The organism is Microtetraspora sp. NBRC 13810 (assembly GCF_030268685.1).
GTDB lineage: Bacteria > Actinomycetota > Actinomycetes > Streptosporangiales > Streptosporangiaceae > BSRQ01.
In genome coordinates, this window is sequence record NZ_BSRQ01000043.1 from 1 (window position 1) to 9,447 (window position 9,447).

Sequence of the window (9,447 nt, forward strand, 5' to 3'; positions counted from 1 at the left end):
ACTCGCCCCGGCCGCCGGGCCGCCCGCGCTGCTCGCCTCCGCCGCCGGGCCGCCCGCGCTGCTCGCCTCCGCCGCCGAGCCGCCTGCGCCGCTCGCCCCCTCCGCCGGGCCGCCTGCGCCGCTCACCCCGGCCGTCGGGCCGCTTGCGCCGCTCGCTCGCGCCGCTTGGCAGGCCGTGCTCTGGCTCAACCCGGCTCTGGAGATGTCCGCGGGCAAGGCGATGGCCCAGGCCGGGCACGCCGCACAGCTCGCCTGGTGGGGCAGCGACCCCCTCGCCCGCGAGGCGTGGGCCGCCTCCGGCCTGGCCGTCGCGGTCCGTACGGCGGAGCCGGGGCAGTGGGCGGAGCTGGTGGAGAGCGGGTTGCCGGTGGTGCGGGACGCCGGGTTCACCGAGGTCGAGCCGGGTTCGTGCACCGTGGTCGCGGACGCGCCGTGGCTGCGGGAGGGCGGCTACCGCATCGAGGGATACGGGCCCATGCGCAGCGCGCGCTGATCACGGGTGGGACGGGGAGGCCGGTGGACCACCCCCAACAGCGTCCACCGGCACGGTCACCGTCATCATGTGCGGAGTTCGATCACATCCGCGTAGACGCCGCCCTCGGGGGTGTGGCGGCCGGGCGCCGGGCTGTCGTAGACGACCATCAGCCGCTCGGCGTCTCCCTCGCCGATGACGGCCAGCCCTTCCGGATGGTCGCAGCCTTCGCCGTAGGGCAGATCGGCGATCACCTCCAGGTCGGCGGCGGTCAGCACGGCCGGGACGTCGGCGACGAGTGCGCCGCGCCAGCGCACCAGGCGCACCGGCCCGTCGAGGCTCATGCTCGGCCCGGTGAGCAGCAGCAGGTCGTCCCCGTGCGGGCACAGGTCACGGATGCCGAGCCCGCCCAGGTTGAGGAAGTGGGTCCGGTAGGGGTCCTCGCCGAGCGGGGCGAGCCTGAGGCGGTGCGGGTGCGCGGGATGGGTCTGCGGCCTGATCTCCAGCAGCACGGCCCAGCCGCGCAGCACGGGCCCGCGCAGGCCGAGGAAGACCCGGTCGCCCCGGACCGCGATGCCCTCGATGTCCAGGCCGTTGTCCTTGCCGGGCAGCGCGAGGAAGGGCGCCAGGTGCGGGTCACGGGCCAGCATGTCCGCCAGGTTGCGGCCAGGCCCGGCGAGGATGGCCGCCGTGCGCTCGCCGTCCCTGCGCACCGGAGTCACCCGGGCGGTGCCCTCGCCGACCAGCGGCAGCCGTACCAGGATGAAACGGTTTTCCTCGCGGACCACGGTGGCGAGCCGCTTCCTGGCCCGGTCCTGGTCGGCGGACTTGACCCGCTTGCGTTTGAGACTGTGCGAGCCGACCGCCCACAGCCAGCCGCCGTCGCGGCCGATGCCCTCGATGTCGGCCTCCTGGTCGCGCCCGGCCGGAAGGTCGACGAAGTCGCCGAGCGCGAAACCGCGCTGGTCGCCGTAGTGCCCGTCGGTGTGGATCAGGTGCTCGATGGTGGCCGTCTCGTCGCCCGCCACCCATAGGCCGGGACCGTCGGCGCGAACGGCCGAGAGGTTGGTGTGAGTCTCGGCAAGGCGGGAGTCGGCGTCGAACCGGAGCTCCACCTGGTACGGCATGCCAACATCATGACAGGCGGGGGCGTCGTTCCCGAAGTGTGATGACGTTCTTCCGCGAAAAAAGATGATTTGTCGTACGCTCCGGAACGTGCTCGATGGGGCGGGTGGGACTCAGGGGGTGGAAGGGGCGACGACAGCCCTCCCGTTTCGCGCGACGACGGCCACACCGGCCGCCGCAGCGTACATCGCGGCCACGGAGACCCCGGTCATGACCGTCTCCGCCAACACGGCAACCTACGAGAACGACCGGGAACGCCGGAGGTACCACCGTACGCGGGACAACCACTTCACGTGGAAATCTCCTTCCGCGCGGAGGTCCCACCCCACGTCGCGGGGGTCTCACCTTACGGGGAGTTCTCTCCCTTTTGCGCGGTGGGATCACCTCACGTGGTGGGACTACCTCGTGCGGGATCACTTCACGCGGTGGGGCCACCTCGTGCGGGATCACTTCACGCGGTGGGGCCACCTCGTGCGGGATCACTTCACGCGGTGGGACTACTTCACGCGGTGGGATCACTTCACGCGGTGGGACCACCTCATGGGGAAGGACCGCCCTGGGGGGAGGGTGCACGTCGCGGCAGACACCAACGTCGCGGTGGACACCATGGAGACCACGTGTCGCCCCGGACCGTCGTCGAGTCGCTCTGGCCGAACCTGCTGTACCCGCGTCCGCACCGGACGAGCGCACCATCTGGTCCCGAGCCGGTCCCGCCGGCACGGGTGATCGATAGATTCGCGGCCGTTGTCGCCGCGGCCTCGTGGCCTTGGCCACGACGGCCGCCGTGACGGCGCTGCGCACGCGACCGAGCGAGGGCCGCCTGGGCCGATCGCCGCGCCATCGGCCAAGCCGCCCTCGCTCGCGTTGCGCCCCTCCCGCGCTCTTTCGGGCAGGTGGCCCTTGGTCACGCAGTTGTCGGCCGGAGCGGCCCGCGCAGTCGCCGACCCGCGCGGTTGTCGACCCGCGCGGTGACGACGCCTACACCGTCCCCGCCCGGCTCAACACCGGCCCAGGCTTCACCCCCCCCACACCCCATGCCCGGACCCTCCCCTCCACAGCGCCTGCCCCCCTCTCGGCGGCCCGTGCCGACGTCGTGGGTGGTGGGTCGGTAGGGTGGACTGTCGTGACGACGATCGTGCTCGCTTCCGCCTCACCTGCCCGCCTTGACGTGTTGCGCCGTGCCGGGCTCGATCCGAAGGTGATCGTGAGCGGCGTGGACGAGAAGGCCGTCGACGAGCCCTCTCCGGAGCGGCTGGCGCTGACGCTGGCCCGGCTGAAGGCGGAGGCCGTGGCGGCCGGGCTGACCGACGGGGTCGTGATCGGCTGTGACTCGGTGCTGGAGATGGACGGCCGGGCGTACGGCAAGCCGGACTCGGCGGCGGAGGCCGAGGCGCGCTGGCGGGACATGCGGAACCGGACGGGCCGCCTGCTCACCGGGCACTGCCTGATCGACGTGGCCACGGGACGGCAGGCCGCGGAGACCGCCTCGACGGTGGTGCGGCTCGGGTCGCCGTCGGACGAGGAGATCGCGGCCTATGTCGCCTCGGGTGAGCCGCTCCGGGTGGCCGGCGCGTTCACCCTCGACGGGCTCGGCGGATGGTTCGTGGAGGGCATCGAAGGGGATCACGGGAACGTGCTCGGCATCTCCTTGCCGCTGGTGCGGCGGCTGCTCGCCGAGATCGGCGTATCCGTGACCGCTTTGTGGAGACTGTGACCGGCGTCGAGCCGTTAGCCTGCCGGGCATGGGATCTTTGCGCGCCTTCTTGGATGGCATCGGGTTCTTCTTCCAGGGCTTGCGATGGGTCGCACGGCACCCGAGGTGGTGGTTCTTCGGGCTGCTGCCCGCGTTGGTGTCGCTGGTCGTCTATGTGATCGCGCTGATCGTGCTCGGCAACGAGGCCGGCGACCTCGCCGCCTTCCTCACCCCCTTCGCGGACGGCTGGAGCCCGGGACTCAGGGACACGGCCCGCCTCCTCCTCGGACTGCTGATCTTCGGGGCGGGCCTGGCGCTCGCCGTGCTGACCTTCACCGCGCTCACCCTGGCCATCGGCGAGCCGTTCTACGAGAAGCTGTCGGAGAAGGTCGAGGAGTCCTACGGTGAGGCGCCCTCCGGGTACGACGAGCCGCTGTGGCGGTCGATCCCGCGGTCGATCCGCGACAGCCTGGTGACCCTCGGGTATGTGCTGCTCTTCACCATCCCGCTCTTCGCGCTCGGCTTCGTGCCGGTGGTGGGGCAGACGGTGGTGCCGGTGCTGGGCGCGGCGGTCTCGGGTTTCTTCCTGACCGTGGAGCTGACCGCGCTCGGCCTGGAGCGCCGCGGCGTGCGGCGCAAGGAGCGCTTCGCGCTGCTCCGCGCGAACAGGGCGACCTCGCTCGGATTCGGTGTGCTCATCTTCGTGATCTTCCTGGTCCCTCTGCTCTCGGTGGTCGCGATGCCGGCGGCGGTGGCCGGCGCGGCCATCATGGTGCGGCTCCGCCTGGCGCCCGCGCCGGGACACCCGCACGGTCGGACGGTCCCGCCGGGCGCGGCCCCTCGGGCCCAGGGCGGTCAGTAGAGCGGTGGTCAGGCGGCCTCCTCGTCGAGGATGGCGATCAGCGGGAGCAGCCAGGACATCCGCGGTGCGCCCATCGCGGCGTCCAGGTCGGCGGGGCTGGGCATCCGCTCGGTCAGCAGACCGGGGGAGAGGAAATGGGCGAGCGCGTGCATGAGCAGCCTGGCCATCGAGTAACCGGGATCGACGCTCAACGCCCGCTCCAGGGCGATGCCCGCCAGCGCGCCGTCACCCGCCCGCCACGCCGTCAGGCCGAGCAGCGCCGCGGCCGGCGGCGTGAACCGGGGCTCCAACCGGCGGGTGAGGTCGGCCCACAGGTCGAGCTGCTCCTTCAGCCGGTCGTCGTCGATCAGGGTCCACGCCTCGTCGCGCACCCTGATCACGCTGAGCGCGGCCCCCAGCCGGGCCGCCTCCTCGTCGGACAGCCGCCGGTCGGCGCAGCCGGCGACGGCCGCGCGGACCCGGGCGATGCCGTCGGCCACGAACTCCGCGGCGAGCGCGTCGGCGTCGCGGCAGGCGCGGGCGCGGCCGATGGTCTCGGCGGCGACCCGCGCGGTCGCCTCGCGCATGGCCCGCCGCGCCGGGCCGGTGCAGGGGTCGAGCGTCCCCGCGAGGGCCGGCCGGTCGCGCAGGGCGGTCATCCCGTGCTGCTCCGCCTGGCCGGGCACCTCGCCGGCCGCCGGGTCGTAGGGCGTGCCCTCCGGCGGGCAGCACCCGGCGTCGGCGCACAGGTAGGACCAGAAACGCCCGCCGTCCGCCCGTAACGCCTCGGCCACGGTCAGGCCGGACCGCCCGGCCTGCGCCCGCACCGCGTCGACGGCCGGGGTCACCTCGGCCCCCGGTCCGTATCCGGCGACGATGACCTGGGTGACGCCCTCCCTGGCGAGCAGCGAGGCGAGACGTGGCACGGCGTCGGGGTCGAGCGGCAGATCCCACCGGGTGGTGAGGCACAACCGGCCCCCGGGCGGATCTCCGGTGAGACCGATCACGACGAGGCTCTCCCCGGGATGGAACCCGAGCAGATAGGGAACGGCGGCCAGCACGTCGGCCGGTGAGGAGAGCAGTAGCGGCGGTGAGGTGTCCATGCCCGCCAGCTTGCCCTCCGGAGTGATCCTCCGATCACACCCCGTGACCCTCTGTGGACAGACCGCCCGCGCAGCCGGCGGCCTGTGGACGACGCGGAGGAGAGTCAGTCCTCCGCGCGCTTGCGGCGCTCGTTGTAGGCCCGCATCCGCGGGGGATATCCGGTGAGTTGCACGTCGTACGCCGGGAGCGCGAGGTCGCGGGCGACCTTGCGGATCACGTCGGGGGACCCCACCCGGCGCCGGGTCCATTCGCCGTCGTCGGCGACGGCGACGGCGGTGGTGTCGGTGGCGAAGGTCTCAGGCTCGACGTAGAACTCCACTCCGCGCCGGGTTTTAGCGAACTCGATCAACGCCTCGATATCCGCGTCGGTGGCCTCACGGTCGAACTTGGCGAGCCGTTGCCCGCGCCGTCGCCGAAGTCCGTAGCGATCCCGCCATCTCATGTCTCCCTGTATACCTCGCCAATCCCCGTCATGGCGTGCCTCGGGGCACTCTCCGGGGTGCGTCGGGGTTTCACCTGATGTGCGACACCGGACGACGGGCGCAGGATGGTGGCAACAGAATGTGGGGAGGCGGCTCGATGACAGGCGCAGGGATTCCGTCCAGAACCGGCGGCCCGCCGATGCGGTACGCCGACCTGCGAGTGAGCGACCACGACCGCGAGCAGGTCGTGGAGCACGTCAAGGGGGCCTACGAGCAGGGCAGGTTCGACAAGGAGGAGTTCGACGACCGGCTCCACCGGGCCATGACCGCGCGCACCCACGCCGACCTCACCCCGATCATGTACGAGTTGTACGGCACGCCGGCGGGGCCGGTCATGCCCGCGCCCGGCCCGCGGCCCGGCGGGGTCGCCGGCCCCCTGCGGTCCAGTGACCGGGCGGGCGCCGGGATGGCGCACCTGCTGTCGGCGGCGGGGCTGTTCGTCGTCGGCCCGCTGATCATGTTGCTGACCGGCGGCCGGACCTCGCCGTTCATCCGCAGGCACGCGGTGGAGGCGCTCAACTTCCACCTGACCCTGCTGGGCGGGAGCGTGCTGCTGACCTTCACCGTCGTGGGCGTGATCCTCATCCCGGTGATCTGGATCGTGGCGTTCGTGCTGTCGGTGGTCGCGGGCGTGGCCGCCCTCGGCGGGGACGGCTACCGCTACCCGTTCACGATCCGCCCAGTGAAGTGAGGTGAGGGGTCAGCGGGCCAGCACTTCGTACCTCACCCGCAGGACTCCGGCGCCGGGGTCGCCGATCGCGGCGAAGGCCGCCTCGGACAGGTCCAGGCAGCGACCGGACACGTAAGGTCCCCGGTCGTTGACCCGCACGGTCACCGACTCGCCGTTGGCCGGGTTGGTCACCCGGACCCGGGTGCCCATGGGCAGGGTCCTGTGCGCGGTGGTCATGGCCTGCGGGTCGAACGGCTCGCCGCTCGCGGTCATCTGGCCCTCGCCGTAGTAGGAGGCGCCGCAGGTGCCGGTTTCGACCACCCGGGGGGCGGGCTTGGGCCTGGCCGAGGAGGGGATCACGGGTGGTCTCTCCAGCGCGGCGGCGGAGGAGGGCGGCGGGACCGGGGGGTCGATCGGCGCGGTGGCCGCGGCGGCGGCCTGGGGGGACAGGGCGGCGATCGTCAGCAGGGCGGCGAGGGACCCCGTTCCGATCATGATCCGGTGGCGGGCGGGGGAGTGCTGGCCGGAGTTCAGGCCCATGGGGGATCACGGTCCTAAGGTCGGAGACATGGCGGCTGAGGGGCCGTACGGGACGTCGCCGCGCGCTGGAGGGGGGCGCGCGACGGCCCGTCGCCGGCGTGGGCCGGGGGTGACCCACGCCACGGTCGTCCGACCATAAGCGACAAAGCGGGAGTAAAGACACCTTAAACGGACATAACGTGACGTATCTCACGTGACGCCGGCACGTCATGCGCATGCCAAGAAGCCGCAGATCAGCGGTGACGAAAAGGGCAGGAATCAGAACATCAGCGCGCGGACCGACTCCACCGTGTCCGCGTCCTCGGCCCGCTTGTCCGGCCGGTAGCGCAGCACCCGGGCGAAGCGCAACGCCATCCCGCCGGGATACCGGGTGGACCGCTGCACCCCGTCGAACGCGATCTCCACCACCTGCTCCGGCCGCACCCGGACCGTCCACTCGTCCGTCGGCCCGTCGGCCAGCGCCAGGAAACGGTCGGTCTGCCAGGCCAGCAGCTCGTCGGTGAGCCCCTTGAACGTCTTGCCCAGCATCACGAACCCGCCCGTCTCCGGGTCGCGGGCGCCGAGATGCAGGTTGGACAGCTTGCCCTCACGCCGCCCGCTGCCCCACTCGACGGCCAGCACCACGAGGTCCAGCGTGTGCCGCGGCTTGACCTTGATCCAGCCCGCGCCGCGCCGCCCGGCCGCGTACGTCGTGCTGGGCGACTTCACCACCACGCCCTCGTGCCCCCGGCGTACCACCTCGGCGAAGAACGCCTCGCCCGCCGCCGGGTCACCGGTCACCAGGCGCGGGGTGAGCAGCGCGGCGGGCACCGCCTCGGCCAGCGCGGCGTGCCGTTCGGAGTCGGGCAGGTCGAGCAGGTCCTCGCCGCGCAGCCGCAGCGCGTCGAAGAAGAAGACGCTCAGCGGCGTCGCCTCGCGCAGCCGCGCGACGTCGCTGCGGCTCGCCACCCGGGCCGCGGTCACCTGGAACGGCTCCGGCCGCCCGTCCGGCCGCAGCGCGATCACCTCGCCGTCCAGGATCAGGTCGTCGTACGGCAGGCCGCGCACGGCCTCCACCAGCTCGGGCACCGAGGCGGTGATGTCGTCCAGCGTCCGGGTGAAGACCGAGACCGTCTCGCCGCTGCGGTGGGCCTGGATCCGCACACCGTCGATCTTCCACTCCAGCGCCGCCTCGCCGCCGACCTTCTCCAGCGCGGCGGTCACCGAGGTCGCGCTCTGCGCGAGCATGGGCGCCACCGGGCGGCCCACCTCGACGTGGAAGTCACGCAGCGCGGCGACCCCGCCCGCCAGCGCCGCGGCGCCCACGGCGGGCAGCCAGCCGCGCAGGGTGAGGGCGCGGCGCACCTCGGCGGAGGGCACTTCGGCGGACTTCGCGATCGCCTCGATCATCACGCCGTCCAGCGCGCCCTGGCGCAGCTCACCGCTCAGCAGCCGGAGCAGGAACGCCTGCTCCAGCCGGGTCACGCCACAGAAAAGCTCGGCCACCAGCGTCTTGCGCGCGGCCTGGGAGCCCGGCCCGGACTGCGCCTTGATCCGCCCGAGCAGGTCGTCCACCTGGCTGAGCGTCATGGTGGCAACCTGGCGCGGGCCGGGAAGGTCGCGCAGGGAGCGCCACCCCACGCCGATCTGACGCTGGGGCAGCTCGCCGGAGAGGTAGGCCATCGCGATCTCGGCCTCCGCCGGTCCGACCCGGCGCAGCAGATCGGCGAGATGCGCGATCTTGCCGAGCCTCGCGGAGGTTCGCGCCACCTCTTCGGACACCCTGGCCACGTCGATCAGCAACACACAGCCCATCGTGCCTCACCGCGGCCCCGGATGGGACGGCCGGGGTCACCGACCCCGGCCGATCACGTTCACCGCCCGGTATGGGTCAGTTCACGTCGAGCAGGTCCACCACGAAGATCAGGGTCTCGCGCGGCTTGATCCGGGGCGGAGCGCCGCGGTCGCCGTAGCCGAGGTGGGCGGGGATGGTGAGCCGCCGGCGGCCACCGACCTTCATGCCCTGCACACCCCGGTCCCAGCCGGCGATGACCCGGCCGGCGCCGAGCTCGAACTGGAACGCGTCACCGCGGTTCCACGAGGCGTCGAACTCCTCGCCCGTGGAGAACGACACGCCCACGTAGTGCACGGTGACGTGGTCGCCCTTCTTGGCTTCCGCGCCGTCTCCCTCGATGATGTCCACGATCTCCAGATCGGCGGGCGGGGCGCCCTCCGGGAAGTCGATCTCCGGCTTCTCCAGTGCCACGTGGTTCTCCTTGCCTGGATTCGCGCCTCTCGGTCAGAGAACCGGCCCCGTGGGCGCGAAGGGGCCGGCCGCCGGCCGCGTCCGCGGCCGGCGGGACGACTCTACGGGGTAGGACCGACCACCGGCATGGCGGTCCGGCAGGTACGGCTCAGACATCCCTGGAGCCGGAATGTCAAGCGGCGAGGTCGTGTTGCCGGTGTGACCAGGCGGTTGCCTGGTCGTAGGGGGTATGTGTTTTGAGGCAGCCGTGGAGGATGCCGACCAGGCGGTTGCCG

General features: G+C 72.6%; 10 protein-coding genes. 4 read left to right on the plus strand and 6 right to left on the minus strand.

The genetic code is table 11. From position 1 onward, the window contains the following. Positions 1 to 493: peptidyl-tRNA hydrolase (locus QSK26_RS41175; RefSeq protein ID WP_285780807.1), on the plus strand; the 493-nt coding region annotated here is incomplete at its 5' end. A gap of 65 nt (positions 494 to 558) precedes the next feature. On the opposite strand, the gene QSK26_RS41180 is transcribed toward QSK26_RS41175, so the two are convergent. Beyond that, the gene (locus QSK26_RS41180; protein WP_285780808.1) at positions 559 to 1,599 is read right to left on the minus strand and encodes a DUF3616 domain-containing protein; all 1,041 of its coding nucleotides are present in this window, start codon (positions 1,597 to 1,599) and stop codon (positions 559 to 561) included. 1,121 nt (positions 1,600 to 2,720) lie between these two features. On the opposite strand from QSK26_RS41180, the gene QSK26_RS41185 reads away from it, so the two are divergent. Further along, the gene (locus QSK26_RS41185; RefSeq protein WP_285780809.1) at positions 2,721 to 3,311 is read left to right on the plus strand and encodes a Maf family protein; all 591 of its coding nucleotides are present in this window, start codon (positions 2,721 to 2,723) and stop codon (positions 3,309 to 3,311) included. A 28-nt stretch (positions 3,312 to 3,339) separates the two neighbouring features. Next, positions 3,340 to 4,152: an EI24 domain-containing protein gene (locus tag QSK26_RS41190; RefSeq protein ID WP_285780810.1), complete on the plus strand. Its 813-nt coding sequence runs from the start codon at positions 3,340 to 3,342 to the stop codon at positions 4,150 to 4,152. An 8-nt stretch (positions 4,153 to 4,160) separates the two neighbouring features. Here the strand turns inward: QSK26_RS41190 and QSK26_RS41195 are convergent, their stop codons facing one another. Together QSK26_RS41195 and QSK26_RS41200 are read right to left on the minus strand one after the other, a co-directional pair. Then, positions 4,161 to 5,234 carry a DUF4192 domain-containing protein gene (locus QSK26_RS41195; protein WP_285780811.1) on the minus strand — a complete coding sequence of 358 codons (1,074 nt, stop codon included), beginning with the start codon at positions 5,232 to 5,234 and terminating at the stop codon, positions 4,161 to 4,163. Between the two features lie 104 nt (positions 5,235 to 5,338). Further along, the gene (locus QSK26_RS41200; RefSeq protein WP_285780812.1) at positions 5,339 to 5,677 is read right to left on the minus strand and encodes a hypothetical protein; all 339 of its coding nucleotides are present in this window, start codon (positions 5,675 to 5,677) and stop codon (positions 5,339 to 5,341) included. A gap of 137 nt (positions 5,678 to 5,814) precedes the next feature. On the opposite strand from QSK26_RS41200, the gene QSK26_RS41205 reads away from it, so the two are divergent. Next, positions 5,815 to 6,408, plus strand: a complete 594-nt coding sequence (locus QSK26_RS41205; RefSeq protein WP_285780813.1) for a DUF1707 and DUF4870 domain-containing protein — start codon at positions 5,815 to 5,817, stop codon at positions 6,406 to 6,408. Positions 6,409 to 6,417: 9 nt separating this feature from the next. Here the strand turns inward: QSK26_RS41205 and QSK26_RS41210 are convergent, their stop codons facing one another. The 3 genes from QSK26_RS41210 to QSK26_RS41220 form a co-directional block, all read right to left on the minus strand. Further along, positions 6,418 to 6,927, minus strand: coding sequence for a septal ring lytic transglycosylase RlpA family protein (locus QSK26_RS41210; protein ID WP_285780814.1), 510 nt, complete (start codon positions 6,925 to 6,927; stop codon positions 6,418 to 6,420). A 258-nt stretch (positions 6,928 to 7,185) separates the two neighbouring features. Beyond that, a complete protein-coding gene (locus QSK26_RS41215) occupies positions 7,186 to 8,712 on the minus strand; it encodes an ATP-dependent DNA ligase (protein ID WP_285780815.1) in 1,527 nt (508 codons plus the stop codon). An 85-nt stretch (positions 8,713 to 8,797) separates the two neighbouring features. Next, positions 8,798 to 9,172 (minus strand): FKBP-type peptidyl-prolyl cis-trans isomerase, encoded by a 375-nt coding sequence (locus QSK26_RS41220; protein ID WP_285780816.1) that lies wholly within the window; start codon positions 9,170 to 9,172, stop codon positions 8,798 to 8,800. Positions 9,173 to 9,447 lie beyond the last annotated feature (275 nt).

Bases quoted from the DNA above. Each gene is read 5' to 3' on its own strand.
- QSK26_RS41200 (WP_285780812.1), bottom strand. From the start codon at position 5,677: ATGAGATGGCGGGATCGCTACGGACTTCGGCGACGGCGCGGGCAACGG.
- QSK26_RS41195 (WP_285780811.1), bottom strand. From the start codon at position 5,234: ATGGACACCTCACCGCCGCTACTGCTCTCCTCACCGGCCGACGTGCTG.
- QSK26_RS41205 (WP_285780813.1), top strand. From the start codon at position 5,815: ATGACAGGCGCAGGGATTCCGTCCAGAACCGGCGGCCCGCCGATGCGG.
- QSK26_RS41210 (WP_285780814.1), bottom strand. From the start codon at position 6,927: ATGGGCCTGAACTCCGGCCAGCACTCCCCCGCCCGCCACCGGATCATG.
- QSK26_RS41190 (WP_285780810.1), top strand. From the start codon at position 3,340: ATGGGATCTTTGCGCGCCTTCTTGGATGGCATCGGGTTCTTCTTCCAG.
- QSK26_RS41180 (WP_285780808.1), bottom strand. From the start codon at position 1,599: ATGCCGTACCAGGTGGAGCTCCGGTTCGACGCCGACTCCCGCCTTGCC.